This is a genomic window from Streptomyces sp. NPDC002701 (assembly GCF_042889045.1).
In the GTDB taxonomy this organism is placed as follows: Bacteria; Actinomycetota; Actinomycetes; order Streptomycetales; family Streptomycetaceae; genus Streptomyces.
Genome location: NZ_JBIAQL010000017.1, coordinates 1 through 17,832 on the forward strand (window position 1 = coordinate 1; position 17,832 = coordinate 17,832).

Sequence of the window (17,832 nt, forward strand, 5' to 3'; positions counted from 1 at the left end):
GCCCCCGGGGTGCTGGGGGAGGCGGGCCAGCGGGTGCACCTTACCCCAATCTACCGCTCCGGCCCCCCCCCCCCCCCGCCCCCCCCGCCCCCCCCCCCGGGGCGGCCCGGGGGCGGCGCCCGACCCCCTCAGCCGGGCCAGGTCCACTCGGCGACCTCGGGCAGGTCGGTGCCGTGTTCGCGGATCCATGCCTCGTGGCGGGTGCGTACGTCCACCATCCGCTGGCGTACGGCGGCGGCGCGCACGGCGAGACCCGGGACCCGGTCGATGACGTCCATGACCAGGCGGTACCGGTCGAGGTCGTTGCGGACGACCATGTCGAACGGGGTCGTGGTGGTGCCCGACTCCCGGTAACCGCGCACATGGAGGTTGCCGTGGCCGGTGCGCCGGTAGGCCAGCCGGTGGATCAGCCAGGGGTAGCCGTGATAGGCGAAGACCACCGGCTTGTCCACGGTGAAGAGGGCGTCGTAGTCGGAGTCGGCCATGCCGTGCGGGTGTTCGCCCCGCGGCATGAGACGTGCGATGTCGATGACGTTGACGACCCGGACGGCCAGATCGGGCAGATGGGTGCGCAGGAGCGAGGCCGCGGCGAGGACCTCCTGGGTGGGCACGTCGCCCGCGCAGCCGAGGACCACGTCGGGTTCGCGGTCCCCGTTCTCCGTCCCGGCCCACTCCCAGATGCCCGCGCCGCGCGCGCAGTGGGCGCGGGCCTGCTCCATGGACAGCCAGTCGAAGCAGGGCTGCTTCCCGGCGACGATCACGTTCACGTGGTCGCGGCTGCGCAGGGCGTGGTCCGCGACGGACAGCAGGGTGTTGGCGTCCGGCGGCAGGTAGACCCGCACGACCGCCGGGCTCTTGCTGAGGACGTGGTCGACGAAACCCGGGTCCTGGTGGGAGAAACCGTTGTGGTCCTGGCGCCAGACGTGCGAGGTCAGCAGGTAGTTGAGGGAGGCCAGCGGCGCCCGCCACGACAACTCCCGTGAGGTCTTGAGCCACTTGATGTGCTGGTTGACCATGGAGTCGACGATGTGCACGAACGCCTCGTAGGACGAGAACAGTCCGTGCCGCCCGGTGAGGAGGTAGCCCTCCAGCCAGCCCTGGCAGAGGTGTTCGGAGAGGATCTCCATCACGCGGCCGTCGCGGACGAGGTGTTCGTCGGTGTCGGTGATCTCGGCCTGCCAGGTCTTGCCGGTCGCCTCGTACAGGGCGCCCAGCCGGTTCGACTCGGTCTCGTCGGGGCCCACGACACGGAAGTTCCGGCGTTCCGCCGAGTCGGCCATGATGCGGGCGAGCAGGTTGCCGAGGATGCGGGTGGGCTCGTGGGTGCTCGCGCCGGGCTTGTCGACGGGGACCGCGAAGTCCTCCAGGCGCGGCATGGGAAGGCCGTGCAGCAGCAGACCGCCGTTGGTGTGCGGGTTCGCGCCGAGGCGGCGGGAGCCCTTCGGCACGCAGTCGAGGACGAGGGACGTGGGACGGCCCTCGGCGTCGAAGAGTTCCTCGGGCCGGTACGAGCGCAGCCAGCCCTCCAGTTGCCGCAGGTGCTCGGGGTTGTCGCGGACACCGGACAGCGGGACCTGGTGGGAGCGCCACGTCCCCTCGACGGGCTGCCCGTCCACCTCGGCGGGGCCGGTCCAGCCCTTCGGGGTGCGCAGGACGACGACGGGCCAGCGGGGGCGCTCGTACGGTCCGGTCCGGCCCCTCCTTCCGGTGCGCGCCTCCTGCTGGATGCGGGCGATGCGGTCCAGCGCCAGGTCCATCGCCTTCGCCAGCTCCCGGTGTACGCGGCGGGGGTCGTCGCCGGACACGTACAGGGGGTCGTGGCCGTATCCCCGCAGGAGTTCGTCGAGTTCGGCGCGCGGCAACCGGGCGAGCACGGTGGGGTTGGCGATCTTGTAGCCGTTGAGGTGCAGGACCGGCAGGACGGCGCCGTCGTGGACCGGGTCGAGGAACTTGTTGGAGTGCCAGGAGCCCGCGAGCGGACCCGTCTCGGCCTCGCCGTCCCCGATCACGCAGGTGACCAGGAGGTCCGGGTTGTCGAAGGCCGCCCCGTACGCGTGGGCGAGGGAGTAGCCCAGCTCACCGCCCTCGTGGAGGGAACCCGGCGTCTCGGGGGCGACGTGGCTCGGGACTCCGCCCGGGAAGGAGAACTGCCGGAAGAGCCGCTCCATCCCGGCGGCGTCCCGGGTGACGTCCGGGTACGTCTGTGTGTAGCTGCCCTCCAGCCAGGAGTTCGCGAGGACGGCGGGGCCGCCGTGGCCGGGACCCCACACGCAGATGGCGTCGAGATCGCGCTCGGCGATCACACGGTTGAGATGGGTGTGCACCAGGTTGAGGCCGGGCGAGGTGCCCCAGTGGCCGAGCAGCCGGGGCTTGATGTGCTCGGGGCGCAGGGGCTCGGTCAGCAGCGGGTTGCCGAGCAGGTAGATCTGACCGACGGCCAGGTAGTTCGCGGCACGCCAGTGCGCGTCGAGCGCCGTCATGCGGTCCTTGGCCATGGGGAGGGACTCCTGTTCGCAGGGGACGGGACTTGGGTTCCACACAGGGCGCCGATCAGTCGTGGCGGAACGCGTTCTTGAGCCGTTCGGGTCCGCTCGCGCCGGCTGCCGGGCCGGGCGGCGGTTCTTCCCGGGCCGTGGCCGGCGTGTCCGGTGGGTCCTGTCCGGGGCGGTCGTCGTGACGCTCGCACGCCGGGCCGCCCGGCGGGGAGCGGCGAACCGGCCCTTCGAGGGGTCCGGTCGGCCTCCACGGGGCACACGGACGACGTACGGCGGTGAGGGCGTGGGCGAGGAAGCCGGGACGGCCGGCGAGCGGTGGTCCGGGGGCGCGGTGTGCCGCGCGGGCCGCGGGACGGTCCGGGTGTCGCGGCCCGGTCCGAGTGTCGAGGAGGCGGGACATGCGCACGAGGGAGACGCGGACGCGGACGCGAGTGATCGGGCGACGGCAGCGGCACAATCCGCTGCGCCGCCGTTCGGACGTGGTGGAGGCGTGGACCGCCCTGGCCGTCGCCGTCGTGCTGTGCGTCGGCGCGCCGCTGGCCGGACTGGCCGCGGGCTGGTGGGCGTACGACGGGGCGCGGAGCACGGCGGCGGAGCAGCGGGCCGAACGTCACCGGGTGCGCGCCGAGGTCGTCGGGGGCACGCCCGCCACCACGCCGAGTGCCGAGGGGGACCGGCGGCCGGTCCAGCGGGTGGGTGTCCGCTGGACCGAGCCCGGCGGGCAGGTCCGTACGGGCACCACCCGGGTGTCCGCCGGTACCCGGGCCGGCGACCACACGGACATCTGGCTGGACGGGCGGGACCGGATCGTCCCCGCCCCGACGAGCCGCACGGTGGTGTGGCAGCACGGGCTCGCGGTGGGCGCCTGCGCCGCCGGGGCGGCCGGGGCCGCCGTACTGGCCCTGCACGCCGTGGTACGGCGGGTCGCCGCGCGCCGTCGCCTGGCCGAGTGGGAGCGCGCCTGGGCCCGTACGGGACCGGAATGGGCGCGGCACCGGACCTGACGGACGGGGACGGCGGCGCACTCCCCCGCCGGAGCGGCAGGACTTCGGCCCCGGCGCGGCTTCTCGGCGGCTGCGGCTGCGGCTGCGGCTGCGGAGGATCGAACGCGGCCTAGGCGGCGCGGAGTCGGGACGCGCGTCCGGGTGCGGTGCGTGACACGCCCTGGCGGCCCCCGGACGCCGCCCGTACGGTGTGATCGTCCGCACCCTTGTCCGTAGCAAAGGCGGCATTTCATGGCCCTGTTCGACCTTCCTCTCGATCAGCTCCGGGACTATGCGAGCGCGTCCGTCGAACCGGCGGACTTCGACGCCTTCTGGGCCAAGACGCTGCAGGAGGCGCGCGCTCACGGCCTGGACGCCCGTTTCGAGCCGGTCGACACGCATCTGCGGAACGTCACCGTGCACGACGTCACGTTCGCCGGGTTCGGCGGTCACCCCGTGAAGGGCTGGCTGACCCTGCCCGCCGGAGCGGACACGCCGCTGCCCGCGGTGGTGGAGTTCATCGGGTACGGCGGCGGCCGGGGCCTCGCGCACACCCACCTGCTGTGGGCCTCGGCCGGCTTCGCGCACTTCGTGATGGACACCCGGGGCCAGGGCGGCGCGTGGGGCGGCGGTGGTGACACCCCGGACCCGGTGGGCAGCGTGCCCGCCTACCCCGGGTTCATGACGCGGGGCATCGACGCCCCCGAGAACTACTACTACCGGCGGGTGTTCACCGACGGGGTGCGTGCCGTGGAGGCCGCGCGTTCCCATCCGCTGGTCGACGCCACGCGCACCGCGGTGGTGGGTGCCAGTCAGGGCGGCGGCATCTCCATCGCGGTGGGCGGTCTGGTGCCGGACCTCGTGGCGGTCGCACCGGACGTGCCGTTCCTCTGCGACTACCCGCGCGCCACCCGGCTCACGGACCGTGATCCGTACCGGGAGATCGGCAACTACCTCAAGACGCACCGCGGGCGCACCGAGCAGGTGCTGCGCACGCTGTCGTACTTCGACGGGGTGCACTTCGCCTCGCGCGGGCGGGCCCCCGCCCTGTTCTCGGCGGCTCTCGAGGACCAGACGTGCCCGCCGTCGACGGTCTTCGCGGCCTTCAACGCGTGGGGGCACGACGACAAGGCCATCGAGGTGTACGACTTCAACGACCACGAGGGCGGGGGGCCTTACCAGGAGGCGGTCAAGCTGGCGTGGCTGCCCGCGCGCTTCTGACCACCGGCGGGCCGGTGCCGGGGCGTCGGGCGGGTGCGGCTCCGCCGTGGCGTGGCGCGCGGTTCCCCGCGCCTCTGCCGGGCACTTCCCTCTGGTCCGACCAGTCGGTATGTTGCGCGGAGCCGGAGCCTCCCCCTATACCCGGCGGACGACGGAGGAGCCATGTCCCAGGTCCAGGGCCACTGCGAGACCCGCTTCGAGCCGGTGCGCGCCGCGTTCGAGGAGAACTTCCGGGACCGTGGGGAGCTGGGCGCGGCGGTGACCGTCACCCTGCACGGTGAGACGGTGGTGGACCTGTGGGGCGGCTGGGCGGACGCGGCCGGCACGCGCGCCTGGGAGCGGGACACGCTCGTCAACGTGTGGTCGACCTCGAAGGGACCGACGGCCCTGTGTGCGCACATCCTGGCCGACCGCGGCCTGCTCGACCTGGACGCGCCGGTCGCCGCCTACTGGCCGGAGTTCGCGGCGGCGGGCAAGGAGTCGGTCCTCGTACGGCATCTGCTGTCGCACCGGGCGGGTCTGGCCGGGCTGCGCGAGCCGCACTCGCTGGAGCAGCTCTACGACTGGGAGCTCACCACGAAGCGGCTCGCGGCGACGGAGCCCTGGTGGGAGCCGGGGACGGTGTCGGGCTATCACGCCCTGACGTACGGCTTCCTGGTCGGTGAGGTGGTGCGGCGGGTCTCGGGACTGCTGCCCGGCGCGTTCCTGCGGCGGGAGGTGACCGGGCCGCTCGGCATCGACTTCACCATCGGCCTGCCGGAGAAGGAGTACGGACGCGCGGCCGAGCTGGTGCACCCGCCGACCGGCGAACCCGGTGAACAAGCGGCGGTCCTCGGCCGGTTGGCGCCGGTGGCGCTGGCCGCGCTGGCCAATCCCGGGACGGGGGCGGCCGAGGCGTGCTCGGCGGGGTGGCGGGCCGCCGAGGTCCCGGCCGCCAACGGGCACGGCACGGCCCGGGCGGTCGCCGCGCTGTACGGGATCCTGGCCGGCCGGGGGTCGTACGGGACGCACCGAGTCCTGTCCCCGGCGGCCGCCGAGCGGGTCCGCGAAGGGCAGGGGGCCTGCCGCGACCTGGTCCTCGGCGCCGGCCTCGGCACCGAGACGGAGGTCGCCCTCGGACTGTGGCTCAGCGGGCCCGACCGCTCCTACGGTCCCAATCCCCGGGCTTTCGGCCACGACGGCTTCGGCGGTTCCTGCGGCCTCGCCGACCCGGAGGCGGGTGTCTCGCTGGGCTACGTGATGAACCGGATGGGTCCGCACATCGCCGACGATCCCCGCAAGATGGCGCTCGTCGACGCCCTCTACGGCGCCCTGTGAGGGACCGGGACGAGCCGGGCCGTGCGGGAGGACGGGCCCCGGACGCGCGGGCGGGACACGGGCTGTATTCGGCCTGATCCCGGCCGACCCGCCGGGGCGCACTTCCCGCATGGTTTAGACCAATGCTAGAGATGGTCGCGTACGAGGGAGCGCGTCCTTCCGCCCCATGACCAGGGCCGAGGGGCGTGGCACCCGAGCCCGCACGGCTACGTCTTGTCACAAGGGGAGCGCGGACATGGCCCGCAGCACCACGCACGACGACCTTCAGCCTCTGTACTCACGCATCGCCTCCGAGCTGCTCGGCGCGCTGCGCGACGGAACCGTCCCGCCCGGCGAACGGCTGCCGGGTGAGCGGCAGTTGGCCGCCCGGTTCGGAGCCAGCCGTGAGACGGTCCGGCAGGCACTGGACGTCCTTCGCCGGGACGGCCTGGTCTCCACCGACCGGCGCGGCACCCACGCGAAACTGCCCGGCCCGCCGGTCGGGCACCTTCCGTCACTCGGTTTCCCGCTCGGCGCGCACACGGCTCATGCCGGCGCCGTCGACCGTGCGACCGTGACCTGGGAGACTCCCCCGCCGGAGCACGCGGCGGCGCTCGGACTCGCCCCGCGGCGGCCCACGCTGGTGCACCGGTACGAGTCCGCCGCACCGGACGGGCACGGGCGGCGGACGGCCGTGACGTCGTTCTCGGCCGTCGCCCTCGCCGAGGTCGAGGAACTCGCCCGCTACCGCGATCGCGCCGACGGTACGTCGTCGGCCCACCTGCGGCGCGTGTACGACTGGATGCGCCGGGCGGGGCTGACCCTGCACCACCGGGACTCCATCAGCGGGCCCGTCGACACGGCCGCGGTCCGTGTGACGCGGCGGGTGCATGACCAGTACGCCCGCCCCCTGGAGATCACCGATCTGGTGGTGGACGCCGAACAGGACGCGCTGGTCTACGAGTTCACGCTCCCGGCGGTCGACGAACCCCCGGGAGCGTGACGGGCGCGACCGCGTGACCACGGGCCCGCGCGGCTCCGGGGCCGCGCGGCGTTGGGCCCGCGCGGCGTTGGGCCCGGCCGGACGCGCCGCACCCATGACGGTGCACTCGGCGCGAGCCGTATGTCCGGCGGGAGGTGTGGCTCGGCGCGAGACGCGACCTCGGCGCACGCCGCGCGTCCAGCGGGAGCCGCGCGTCCGGCGCGGGGCATGTGCCCGGCGCGATGCGCGCGTCCGGCGCGAGACGCGTCCGGCGCGAGACGCGTCCGGCGCGAGACGCGTCCGGCGCGGCGCGTGCTCGGCGTGGGGCGCGCGCCCCACGCGCCCCACGCTCGGCGCCCGGCGCCCGCTCAGCGGGCGCCGGGCGCGCCGACCGGCTCGCGTCGGGTGTCGTCCTGCCCGGCCGTGCTGCGCGGCGGGAGCTTGGCACCCTCGATGTCCACGTCGGGGGTGACCCGGTCCAGCCAGTGCGGCAGCCCCCAGGCGCGGCGGCCGATGAGGGCCATGGCAGCCGGGACGAGGGTCATGCGGACCACGAAGGCGTCGATGAAGACGCCGAAGGCCAGCGCGAAGCCGATGGACTTGATGATCGGGTCGTGGTTGAACACGAAGCCGCCGAAGACCGCGACCATGATGAGCGCGGCGGCGCTGACCACCCGCCCGCTGCGCGCCACCCCGTGGACGACGGCCTCGGCCGCGCTGCCCGTGTGCTCGTGGTGCTCGCGCATGCGGCTGACGAGGAAGACCTCGTAGTCCATGGCCAGTCCGAAGAGGACTCCGATGAGGAGCACGGGAAGGAAGCTGGTGACCGGGCCGGCGGAGGGGATGCCGAGGAGACCGTTCAGATGGCCGTCCTGGAAGACCCACACGGTGGCGCCCAGGGACGCGGCGACCGACAGGAGGAAGCCGAGGGCGGCCTTCACCGGGACCAGCAGGGAACGGAAGGCGATCATCAGCAGGATCAGCGCGAGGATCACGATGATGGCGATGAACAGGGGCAGGACGCCGGAGAGTTTGCCCGCTATGTCGATGGCCGCGGGGGTGGCACCGGCGATGTAGAGGGTGCCGCCCGCCCTGTCGACGGCCGGGGCGTTCTCCCGCAGCCGGTGCACCAGGTCGGTGGTGGCCTGGGCGTCCGGGCCGGTCCTCGGGACGACCGAGACGACGGCCAGGCTGGAGTCCGGGTTGGGCACGGGCTCGGCGACGGCGGCCACACCCCGGTCCCGGGACAGGGACTCACGCAGACGGGTCAGCGCCTCGGTCTGCTCGGCGGCCGGTATCCCGCTGGTGTCGACGACGGCGGTGACGGTCGCGTTGAAGCCGGGTCCGAAGCCCTCGCTGAGCAGGTCGTAGCTCTTGTGCTGGGTGCTGTCGGCGGGCTGTGACGCGTAGCCCGGCAGTCCGAGGCGCAGGTCGCGGGCGGGCAGGGCGAGCGCGAGCAGCCCGACCACGCCCACCAGCAGGACGATCAGGGGCTTGCCGGTGACGACGCGGGCCCAGCCGAGTGCCCAGGAACCGGGGGCGCGCCCGGAGCGGCGGGGGCGCGGGCGCAGCCTCTCACCGAACATGCCCAGCACGGCGGGCACCAGGCTGAGCGCGACGAGCACGGCGAGCAGGACGGTCGCGGCGGCGGCCAGGCCCATGACGGTGAGGAACGGGATGCCGGTGACCGCCAGCGCGGCCAGCGCGATGATGACGGTGGCTCCGGCGAAGACGACCGCGCCGCCCGCGGTGGCGACGGCCCGCGCGATGGAGTCCTCGACGTCCGTGTCCGGATCGGCGAGCTGCTCGCGGTGGCGGGAGAGGATGAACAGGGCGTAGTCGATGCCCACCGCGAGGCCGATCATGAGGGCGAGCACGGTGGCGGTGCTGGTCATCTCCACGAAGCGGGAGACGAACTGGACGCCCAGCACGCCGATCGCCACCCCTACGACGGCGGTCAGCAGCGGGAGTCCGGCCGCGATCAGGGAGCCGAGGGCCAGGGCCAGGACGGCGAAGGCGATCACGACGCCCACGATCTCGGCCGGACCGCCGACCTCGGTCTTCGGCTGCATCGCCGAGCCGCCGAACTCGACCTCGAGACCGGCGTCCCGGGCCCGCTCCATCGCCTCGGACAGGGTGTCCTTGGACGTCTCGGGCACGTTGTCGGCCGACTGGCGGAACACGACGTCCGCGTAGCCGATGCGTCCCGTCGCGGAGACCGTCCCGGTCCTGGCGGGGTCGGAGACGTTCACGACGCCCGGTACCTCGGCGGCCTTCTTCAGGCTCGCGGTGAGGGCCGCTTCGGTCCGGGGCTCGTCGAGCGTGCCGCCCTCGGGGGCGGCGAACACGACCCGGGCCACGCCGCCGGCGGCGGTCGGGAACTTCTCCTCCAGCAGGTCCTGGGCCTTCTGGGACTCGATCCCGGGCACCGAGAACTCGGTGCTCACCTTGCCGTGCAAGGTGATGCCGAGCCCTCCGACCACGGCGAGCAGCAGCAGCCATACGGCCAGGACCCTGCCGCGGCGGCGCACCGCCCATTGTCCCCACGTGTACAGGCGTGACGCCATGCCCGACTTCCTCCCTCTCCCCGCGGGCCCTCGGCCGGACCGCGACATCTCTACACCCTAACGCATTTTTACAGTCGGATGTAAATTAGCCACCGATGGTAAAGTGTGGCCATGACGAGTGAGGGTCTTCGGGAACGCAGCAAGGCGCGGCGCCGGGAAGCGATCCTCCGCGCGGCCTACGAGCTCTTCGCCGACCGCGGGTTCGAGGCGACGACGATCGCCGACATCGCCACGGCGGCAGAGGTCTCCCCACGTACGGTCACCCTGTATTTCCCGTCCAAACTGGAGCTGGCGCTCGCGGAGTTCGACTCCTTCAACGAGCGGCTCAACACCGCACTGCGTGAGCGGGCGGCGGACCGGACGATCCTGGACGCGACGGAGCACTGGCTGCGCGAGGAGATCGCCCAGCGCAGCGATCTGGACGATCTGGCCGACCGCATGCTGGATCTCAATCCGCAGCTCCGCGCGGCCGCCGGGGCGCGCATGGCGGAGGTCATCCAGGACGGCGCGCGGATCCTCGCCGAGGAGCAGGGCACCGCCCCGGACGACTTCGGGCCGCGGATGGCGGCCGCCGCCGCGGCCGCGGTGATCAGCGAGGTGTGCCACCGGCCCCACGAGGCCGACATCGACGCGGCGATGGCCTTCCTGCGTGCGGGACTGGCGACCCTGCCGCCCGGTCCGGCGTCCTGAGCCGCCGGTGGTCCGGCGGTGGCGCCGGGTCAGGGCATCACCTCCTGCCGCACGTTCCCTGCGTCGAGGCGCAGACCGGGGATGCGGTCCCAGCCGGTCACCCGCATCAGCCGCCTGATGTGCGGGGCCACACCGCGCGGGGCGAGGGCGCTGCCGGACGTGTGCAGGGAGAGAGCCGTGAAGACCAGCAGGCGCAGCGCGCCGACGTCGATGAACGCCAGCTCCGTCAGGTCGAGCCGGATGGTGCCCGGGCCGACGGCCCGACGGGCGCGCACCCGCGCCGTCTCGGCCCGCAGCGCACGAGCCAGTGCGGTCACGTTCGAGTCGTCGACCTCGCATTGGAGCGCCAGCCCCGGCGGAGCGAAGGTACGCGTGTTGGAGAGCAGTTCGTCGCACCAGACGAGGTCGGCGGCGACCCGTCCGCGGTGCGGCAGGTCCAGCGGGGCGAGTTCGGCGTCGTCGAAGACCCTGCGGTCGTACTGGCAGACGCCGAGGACCGGGAGGAGCGGGCGCTGGGCCGGGTGCCCGAGGACGCTCCCGGGCACACCCTGGCGACCTGGGCGCACCGCCTGGTCACCGTCGTGCCGGACGACGTGGAGGCGGCCGAGTCCGTGAGCGCGGCGTACGTGTGGCTGGCGCAGGAGCGGCGTCTCCCCGTCCCCGCGCTGCCGTTGACGGGGGCGAGCCTCGCGGTGCGCGGCGAGTCGGCGCGGTCCGCCCTGCTCTACGGGAGCAGTACCGAGGGGCCCGCGGGCGGGGGCGGAGCGGAGTTCTTACAGTTGCTGACGCTGGCCGTGCAGGCGTATCTGCTGGCCGGCCAGGGCGCGTTCGAGCGGTGCGCGGTGGTCGCGGAACAGCTGCGCGTCGCCTGCGCGAAGCGCGGGGAGCTGTGGATGCGGGCCTGGGGTGACTTCTTCGTCGCCCTCGCCGGGATCGGCTCGGGCGGCCGCAGGAGGCGCTGCGCTCCGCGCGCGAGGCCCTCGCCGCCAAGTGGCGCGTCCACGACCGTTTCGGGGCCGCGGCCGTCGCCGGTCTCCTGCTCGCCGCGGAGGCCGTCGGCGGCGAGCCCGAACGCGCCGCGCGGCTTCTCGGAGTGGGCACGCGCCTCTGGTAGTCGGCCGGACTCCCCCAGCTCAGTGACATCGAGACGACCGTCTTGCGCAGGGAGTACGCGCGCCGCCTGCGGGCGGACCTCGGCGAGAGCGTGTTCGCCGCGGCGGTGAGCGAGGGCCGGGGGCTGAGTCCGGAGGCGGCGATACGGCTCGCCCTGGACGGCGTCCTGGACGAGCCGGACCTCTGACCGGACGACCCGTCTCCGTCCTCGTCCCCGCCTCCCTCTCCGCCTCCGTTTCAGAGCCAGCCGTTGCGGCGGAACCCCCGGTGGATGACGACACAGAGCGTGGCGATGACACCGAGGACGACCGGATAGCCGTATGTCCAGCGCAGTTCCGGCATGTGTTCGAAGTTCATGCCGTAGACGCCACAGATCATGGTGGGGACGGCCACGATGGCGGCCCAGGCGGTGATCTTGCGCATGTCCTCGTTCTGGGCGACCGTCACCTGGGCCACGTGGGCCTGCAGGATGGAGTCGATCAGCCCGTCGAAGGCGTTGATCTGCTCGGTGACCCGGGCCAGGTGGTCGGCCACGTCGCGGAAGTACGGCTGGATCGCCGGGGAGACCGCGGCCGGCGGCTCGTGGGCGAGTATCTGCAGCGGCCGGTCCAGGGGGACCACGGCCCGCTTCAGTTCGAGGAGCTCGCGCTTGAGCTGGTAGATCTGGCCGGCGTCGCCACGGGCGGTGCGCTCGGCGAAGACCGCGGTCTCCACGGCCTCTATGTCGTTCTGCACGGCGTACGTGACGTCGAGATAGTCGTCGACCACCTGGTCCGCGACGGCGTGCAGGACCGCCGAGGGCCCCTTCTGCAGCTGCTCGGGCAGTTTCTCCAGGGCCTCGCGCAGCGGACCGAGGGAGCCGTGGCTGCCGTGGCGGATGGTGATCACGAAGTCCTGGCCGACGAAGACCATGAGCTCGCCGGTGTCCACGACCTCACTGGTCGCGGTGAGCTGCTCGTGCTCGACGTACCGGACGGTCTTGAACACGGCGAACAGCGTGTCGTCGTACCGCTCCACCTTCGGTCGCTGATGCGCGTGGATCGCGTCCTCGACGGCCAGCGGATGCAGGCCGAACAGCTCGGCGAGGTCCGCGAACTCCTCCGCGGTGGGTTCGTGGAGGCCGATCCACACGAAGCCGTCCCGGCCGGCCGTGCGGGTCCGGTGGATCGCCTCGGCCGGAGCCCAGTCGCCGGGCTGCCGTCCGCCGCTGTGGTAGACCACGCAGTTCTCCACCGCGCTGCCCAGAGGGGAACGGGCGGGATGACTGAGGTCCACGGTGTGGCGGTAGGCACGGCGGACCGCTCTGCTCAGGTTGCGGATCATGGGCACTGGCTGGGCTCCTTCGGTGACCGGGTCAGTGTGCCACCGGTCTCCGCCGGCTCCGCCCACCGGTGCCCGGCACCCGCCCGCACGCGGCCGGGGAGGGGGCGGCCCCGCCGGAGCCGCCCACCCGCGGACCCGCCCGGTCCTACCCCTGTGCCTCGCCGATGTTGACCATCCAGGGCACACCGAACCGGTCCGTACACATACCGAAGACGTCGCCCCACATCTGCTTCTCGAGCGGCACAGACACGACGCCGTCGGCCGACAACTTCTCCCAGTAGCCGCGCAGTTCGGCGTCGTCGTCACCGCTCAGGCTCACCGAGAAGTTGTCGCCCCGCGTGTACTCCATGCCCGGTGGGGTGTCGGCGCCCATCAGGGCGAAGCCGCTCGGGGTCTCCAGCATGGCATGCATGATCTTGTCGGCCTCCGGGATGTCCGGCGCACCGGACTCCCCGAAGGTGTTGAGCCGCAGCGTGCCGCCGAAGACCTCCTTGTAGAACTCCATCGCCTGCCGGGCGTCGCCGTCGAAGCTGATGTAGGGATTGAGGCGCGAAACCATGGAAACCTCCCGAATCGGACAGCTGACCATTTCTCGGCAGACTAGCGCGGGCCACTGACAACGGCCCGGCGCGAGCGGCCGGCCCGCGCCGACCGCTCGTGGCCCGCCGGTGAAGGGCCGACCGCGGACCCGGGCTCTCGGATCACCCTCCGGTCAGCCCCCTGAGCGCCGTGTTGAGTTCCAGGACGTTCACCCGGGGTTCGCCGATGAAACCGAGCGTGCGGCCCTCGGTGTGCTCGTCCACGAGTTCCCGGACCCGGGCCACGGACAGACCGTTCCGCTCGGCCACCCGGTGCACCTGGAGGTCGGCGTACGCCGGGGAGATGTCCGGGTCCAGTCCGGAACCGGAGGACGTCACCGCGTCGGCGGGGACCTGGGAGGGGTCGACCCTGTGGCCGGCGGTCGAGTTGTCCTTGACGACCCTCGCCCTGGCCTCCTCGATCCACTTGATCAGTTCGGCGTTGTCGCCGGAGCGGTTGGTGGCGCCCGAGAGGATCAGCTCGTACCGCTTGTTGACGGAGTTCTCGCCCAGACCGTTCGCGGGCCTGGGCTGGAAGTAGTCGAGCCCGTAGCCCTGCTGGCCGATCAGTGACGAGCCGACGACCGTGCCGCCCGACGAGATCTCCGACCCGTCGGCCTTGTCCTTGAGGAGGGCCTGGGCGACGCCCGTCACCCCCAGCGGATAGAGCACGCCGCAGACCAGGGTCAGGACGAGCAGGGCCCGCAGACCCGCTCCCAGCAGCCGGGCGGTGTTCGTGACCGGGTTGTTCATGGCGATCAGCACGCTTTCAGGGGGTTACAGGCCGGGGAGGAGGGAGATGAGCAGGTCGATGACCTTGATGCCGACGAAGGGCGCGACCAGGCCGCCCAGACCGTAGACGCCCAGGTTGCGGCGGAGCAGCCGGTCCGCGCTCAGCGGCCGGTAGCGCACTCCCCGCAGGGCGAGCGGCACCAGCGCGATGATGATCAGCGCGTTGAAGACGACCGCGGAGAGGATCGCCGAGTCGGGTGAGGACAACCGCATGATGTTGAGCTTGTCCAGGCCCGGGTAGACGGCCGCGAACAGCGCCGGGATGATCGCGAAGTACTTGGCGACGTCGTTGGCGATGGAGAACGTGGTGAGCGCGCCCCGGGTGATGAGGAGCTGCTTGCCGATCTCGACGATCTCGATGAGCTTCGTCGGGTCGGAGTCGAGGTCGACCATGTTGCCGGCCTCCTTGGCGGCCGAGGTGCCCGTGTTCATGGCCACCCCCACGTCCGCCTGGGCCAGCGCCGGGGCGTCGTTCGTCCCGTCGCCCGTCATCGCGACGAGTTTGCCGCCGGCCTGCTCCCGCTTGATCAGCGCCATCTTGTCCTCGGGAGTGGCCTCCGCGAGGAAGTCGTCGACGCCTGCCTCCTCCGCGATGGCCTTGGCGGTCAGCGGATTGTCGCCGGTGATCATGACGGTCTTGATGCCCATGCGGCGCAGCTCACCGAACCGCTCGCGCATGCCGTCCTTGACGACGTCCTTGAGGTGGATGACGCCCAGCACCCGGGCGCCCCGGGAGTCCTCGACCGCCACGAGCAGCGGGGTGCCGCCCTCCGCGGAGATCCGGTCGGCCAGGCCGGCCGCGTCGGCGGCGACGGTGCCGCCCCGCTCCCGCACCCAGGTGGCGACCGAACCGGCCGCTCCCTTGCGGATGCGGCGTCCGTCGACGTCCACCCCGGACATCCGGGTCTGTGCGGTGAAGGTGATCCACTCGGCGTGCGCCAGCTCGCCCTGGTGGCGTTCGCGCAGCCCGTACCGCTCCTTGGCCAGGACGACGACGGAGCGTCCCTCGGGTGTCTCGTCGGCCAGTGAGGAGAGCTGGGCGGCGTCGGCCAGCTCGGCCTCGGCGGTGGTGGCGACCGGCACGAACTCGGCCGCCCGGCGGTTGCCGAGGGTGATGGTGCCGGTCTTGTCGAGCAGCAGCGTCGACACGTCACCGGCGGCCTCGACCGCCCTGCCGGACATGGCCAGGACGTTGCGCTGCACCAGCCGGTCCATGCCGGCGATGCCGATCGCGGAGAGCAGGGCGCCGATGGTGGTCGGTATCAGGCAGACGAGCAGCGCCACCAGCACGACCAGGGTGAGGTGCGTGCCGGCGTGGTCCGCGAAGGCGGGCAGCGTGGCCACGGCGAGAAGGAAGACGATCGTCAGCGAGGCCAGCAGGATGTTGAGCGCGATCTCGTTGGGCGTCTTCTGGCGGGCGGCGCCCTCGACCAGGTTGATCATGCGGTCGATGAAGGTCTCGCCGGGCTTCGTGGTGATCCTGATGACGACGCGGTCGGAGAGCACCTTCGTGCCGCCGGTGACGGCCGACCGGTCGCCGCCGGACTCCCGGATGACCGGGGCCGACTCGCCCGTGATCGCCGACTCGTCCACGGAGGCCACGCCCTCGACGACGTCACCGTCGCCCGGGATGATGTCACCGGCCTCGCAGACGACCAGGTCGCCGACGCGCAGCTCGGTGCCGCGGACGGCCTCCTCCCCCGGCCCCGACGCGGAGGCCGCGCCGGGGCCCCGGGCCGGGGCGGTGACGCGCCGGGCCATCGTGTCCGTCTTGGCCCTGCGCAGCGTGTCCGCCTGGGCCTTGCCGCGGCCCTCCGCCACCGCCTCCGCCAGGTTGGCGAAGACGACGGTCAGCCAGAGCCAGGCGCTGATCGTCCAGCCGAACCAGTCGCCGGGGTCCTTGAACGCGAAGACCGTCGTCAGGACGGAGCCGACCAGCACGACGAACATCACGGGAGACTTGACCATCACCCGTGGGTCGAGCTTGCGGAAGGCGTCCGGCAGCGACCTGACCAGTTGCGCCGGGTCGAAGACACCCGCGCCCACCCGGCCTTCGCCCGCGGTCGCGGTGGTGCCGGCGGCGTCGGGTGTGGCCGGGGTGTCGGTGTGTACGTGTGTCGTCATGACGCCAGTCCCTCAGCGAGCGGGCCCAGCGCGAGCGCCGGGAAATAGGTCAGACCGGTGATGATGAGGATCGCGCCCACCAGCAACCCGGTGAACAGCGGTTTCTCGGTGCGCAGCGTGCCCGCGGTCGCGGGCACGGGCCGCTGCCCGGCGAGTGAGCCGGCCAGCGCGAGGACGAACACCATGGGCAGGAAGCGGCCCAGCAGCATCGCCAGTCCCAGGGTGCTGTTGAACCACTGCGTGTCGGCGTTCAGGCCGGCGAAGGCCGACCCGTTGTTGTTGGCCGCGGACGAATAGGCGTAGAGGATCTCGGAGAAGCCGTGCGCCCCACTGTTGGTCATCGAGTCGCCGGGGGTCGGCAGGGCCATGGCCGCGGCGGTGAGGACGAGCACCAGGGCGGGGGTGACGAGGAGGTAGCAGGCCGCGAACTTGATCTCGCGGGTGCCGATCTTCTTGCCCAGGTACTCGGGGGTGCGGCCCACCATGAGTCCCGCGATGAAGACCGCGATGACCGCCATGACGAGCATGCCGTAGAGGCCGGAGCCGGTGCCGCCGGGGGCGATCTCCCCGAGCTGCATGCCGAGCATGGTGATGCCGCCGCCGAACCCGGTGAACGAGGAGTGGAAGGAGTTCACCGCGCCGGTGGAGGTCAGGGTGGTGGACACCGCGAAGATCGACGAGGCGCCGACGCCGAAGCGGGTCTCCTTGCCCTCCAGTGCGCCGCCCGCGAGGTCGAAGGCCGGGCCGTGGTGCGCGAACTCGGTCCACATCATCAGGGCGACGAAGCCGACCCAGATGGTGGCCATGGTGGCGAGGATCGCGTATCCCTGCTTCAGGCTGCCGACCATCCGGCCGAAGGTGCGGGTCAGCGAGAACGGGATCACCAGCAGCAGGAAGATCTCGAAGAGGTTGGAGAAGGGGGTGGGGTTCTCGAAGGGGTGGGCGCTGTTGGCGTTGAAGTAGCCGCCGCCGTTGGTGCCGAGCAGCTTGATCGCCTCCTGGGAGGCGACCGCGCCGCCGTTCCACTGCTGCGGGCCGCCCGAGAACTGGCCGACCTCGTGGATGCCGGAGAAGTTCTGGATCACTCCGCAGGCGGCCAGGACGATCGCCGCGACCACGGACAGCGGCAGCAGGATGCGGACGACCCCGCGGACCAGGTCCGCCCAGAAGTTGCCCAGCTCGCCGGTGCGGGACCGCGCGAACCCTCGTACGAGGGCGACGGCGACCGCCATGCCGACGGCCGCGGAGACGAAGTTCTGGACGGCGAGGCCGGCGGTCTGGACGACGTGGCCCATGGCCTGCTCGCCGTAGTACGACTGCCAGTTGGTGTTGGTGACGAAGGAGACGGCGGTGTTGAACGCCTGGTCCGGGTCGATCGAGGAGAAGCCAAGCGAACCGGGCAGGACGCCCTGCACGCGCTGCAGGAGGTACAGGAAGAGCACCCCGGCGGCGGAGAAGGCGAGGACGCCGCGCAGGTACGCGGGCCAGCGCATGCCGGCGTCCGGGTCGGCGCCGATGCCCTTGTAGATCCATTTCTCGACGCGCAGATGCCGGTCCGAGGAGTAGACGCGGGCCATGTGGTCGCCGAGGGGGCGATGGACGAGTGCCAGCGCCGCGATGAGTGCCAGCAGCTGGAGGACGCCGGCGAGTACGGGGCTCATGTCTGGG

14 protein-coding genes are annotated in these 17,832 nt (G+C 72.5%); 6 read left to right on the top strand and 8 right to left on the bottom strand.

Annotated elements, in window-relative coordinates; translation table 11 throughout:
- Positions 1-128: 128 nt before the first annotated feature.
- Entirely contained in the window at positions 129-2,540 is a 2,412-nt protein-coding gene (locus tag ACFYXC_RS31625) for a phosphoketolase (protein WP_389555460.1), read from the bottom strand.
- A gap of 353 nt (positions 2,541-2,893) precedes the next feature.
- On the opposite strand from ACFYXC_RS31625, the gene ACFYXC_RS31630 reads away from it, so the two are divergent.
- The 4 genes from ACFYXC_RS31630 to ACFYXC_RS31645 all read left to right on the top strand — a co-directional run bounded on the left by ACFYXC_RS31630 (position 2,894) and on the right by ACFYXC_RS31645 (position 6,998).
- Complete coding sequence (locus ACFYXC_RS31630; RefSeq protein ID WP_389555461.1) at positions 2,894-3,499, top strand: hypothetical protein; 606 nt, start codon at positions 2,894-2,896, stop codon at positions 3,497-3,499.
- Positions 3,500-3,730: 231 nt separating this feature from the next.
- Entirely contained in the window at positions 3,731-4,699 is a 969-nt protein-coding gene (locus ACFYXC_RS31635; protein ID WP_389555463.1) for an acetylxylan esterase, read from the top strand.
- Between the two features lie 162 nt (positions 4,700-4,861).
- A complete protein-coding gene (locus tag ACFYXC_RS31640) occupies positions 4,862-6,016 on the top strand; it encodes a serine hydrolase domain-containing protein (RefSeq protein ID WP_389555465.1) in 1,155 nt (384 codons plus the stop codon).
- Between the two features lie 235 nt (positions 6,017-6,251).
- Positions 6,252-6,998 (top strand): GntR family transcriptional regulator, encoded by a 747-nt coding sequence (locus tag ACFYXC_RS31645; protein ID WP_388910377.1) that lies wholly within the window; start codon positions 6,252-6,254, stop codon positions 6,996-6,998.
- Between the two features lie 347 nt (positions 6,999-7,345).
- On the opposite strand, the gene ACFYXC_RS31650 is transcribed toward ACFYXC_RS31645, so the two are convergent.
- Positions 7,346-9,544, bottom strand: coding sequence for an MMPL family transporter (locus tag ACFYXC_RS31650; protein WP_389555467.1), 2,199 nt, complete (start codon positions 9,542-9,544; stop codon positions 7,346-7,348).
- 111 nt (positions 9,545-9,655) lie between these two features.
- On the opposite strand from ACFYXC_RS31650, the gene ACFYXC_RS31655 reads away from it, so the two are divergent.
- Complete coding sequence (locus ACFYXC_RS31655; protein ID WP_388910371.1) at positions 9,656-10,234, top strand: TetR/AcrR family transcriptional regulator; 579 nt, start codon at positions 9,656-9,658, stop codon at positions 10,232-10,234.
- Positions 10,235-10,263: 29 nt separating this feature from the next.
- On the opposite strand, the gene ACFYXC_RS31660 is transcribed toward ACFYXC_RS31655, so the two are convergent.
- Positions 10,264-10,779: an STAS domain-containing protein gene (locus ACFYXC_RS31660; RefSeq protein WP_389555468.1), complete on the bottom strand. Its 516-nt coding sequence runs from the start codon at positions 10,777-10,779 to the stop codon at positions 10,264-10,266.
- Positions 10,780-11,390: 611 nt separating this feature from the next.
- Between ACFYXC_RS31660 and ACFYXC_RS31665 the strand changes: the two genes are divergently transcribed.
- Complete coding sequence (locus tag ACFYXC_RS31665) at positions 11,391-11,534, top strand: hypothetical protein (protein WP_389555470.1); 144 nt, start codon at positions 11,391-11,393, stop codon at positions 11,532-11,534.
- Positions 11,535-11,584: 50 nt separating this feature from the next.
- Here ACFYXC_RS31665 and ACFYXC_RS31670 read toward each other — a convergent pair whose 3' ends face one another.
- The 5 genes from ACFYXC_RS31670 to kdpA form a co-directional block, all read right to left on the bottom strand.
- Positions 11,585-12,670 (bottom strand): magnesium and cobalt transport protein CorA, encoded by a 1,086-nt coding sequence (locus ACFYXC_RS31670; protein ID WP_388910365.1) that lies wholly within the window; start codon positions 12,668-12,670, stop codon positions 11,585-11,587.
- 145 nt (positions 12,671-12,815) lie between these two features.
- Entirely contained in the window at positions 12,816-13,229 is a 414-nt protein-coding gene (locus ACFYXC_RS31675) for a VOC family protein (protein WP_388910362.1), read from the bottom strand.
- 142 nt (positions 13,230-13,371) lie between these two features.
- Complete coding sequence (locus ACFYXC_RS31680; RefSeq protein ID WP_389555645.1) at positions 13,372-14,001, bottom strand: potassium-transporting ATPase subunit C; 630 nt, start codon at positions 13,999-14,001, stop codon at positions 13,372-13,374.
- 24 nt (positions 14,002-14,025) lie between these two features.
- The gene (kdpB, locus tag ACFYXC_RS31685; protein ID WP_389555473.1) at positions 14,026-16,164 is read right to left on the bottom strand and encodes a potassium-transporting ATPase subunit KdpB; all 2,139 of its coding nucleotides are present in this window, start codon (positions 16,162-16,164) and stop codon (positions 14,026-14,028) included.
- Positions 16,161-17,825 carry a potassium-transporting ATPase subunit KdpA gene (kdpA, locus tag ACFYXC_RS31690; RefSeq protein WP_389555475.1) on the bottom strand — a complete coding sequence of 555 codons (1,665 nt, stop codon included), beginning with the start codon at positions 17,823-17,825 and terminating at the stop codon, positions 16,161-16,163. The genes kdpB and kdpA overlap by 4 nt, the downstream gene beginning before the upstream one ends.
- Positions 17,826-17,832: the final 7 nt, after the last annotated feature.

Excerpts from the sequence above, each read along its gene's own strand:
- ACFYXC_RS31630 (WP_389555461.1), top strand. The coding sequence starts at position 2,894 with ATGCGCACGAGGGAGACGCGGACGCGGACGCGAGTGATCGGGCGACGG.
- ACFYXC_RS31635 (WP_389555463.1), top strand. The coding sequence starts at position 3,731 with ATGGCCCTGTTCGACCTTCCTCTCGATCAGCTCCGGGACTATGCGAGC.
- ACFYXC_RS31640 (WP_389555465.1), top strand. The coding sequence starts at position 4,862 with ATGTCCCAGGTCCAGGGCCACTGCGAGACCCGCTTCGAGCCGGTGCGC.
- ACFYXC_RS31645 (WP_388910377.1), top strand. The coding sequence starts at position 6,252 with ATGGCCCGCAGCACCACGCACGACGACCTTCAGCCTCTGTACTCACGC.
- ACFYXC_RS31650 (WP_389555467.1), bottom strand. The coding sequence starts at position 9,544 with ATGGCGTCACGCCTGTACACGTGGGGACAATGGGCGGTGCGCCGCCGC.
- ACFYXC_RS31655 (WP_388910371.1), top strand. The coding sequence starts at position 9,656 with ATGACGAGTGAGGGTCTTCGGGAACGCAGCAAGGCGCGGCGCCGGGAA.
- ACFYXC_RS31670 (WP_388910365.1), bottom strand. The coding sequence starts at position 12,670 with ATGATCCGCAACCTGAGCAGAGCGGTCCGCCGTGCCTACCGCCACACC.
- ACFYXC_RS31675 (WP_388910362.1), bottom strand. The coding sequence starts at position 13,229 with ATGGTTTCGCGCCTCAATCCCTACATCAGCTTCGACGGCGACGCCCGG.
- ACFYXC_RS31680 (WP_389555645.1), bottom strand. The coding sequence starts at position 14,001 with ATGAACAACCCGGTCACGAACACCGCCCGGCTGCTGGGAGCGGGTCTG.
- kdpB (WP_389555473.1), bottom strand. The coding sequence starts at position 16,164 with ATGACGACACACGTACACACCGACACCCCGGCCACACCCGACGCCGCC.
- kdpA (WP_389555475.1), bottom strand. The coding sequence starts at position 17,825 with ATGAGCCCCGTACTCGCCGGCGTCCTCCAGCTGCTGGCACTCATCGCG.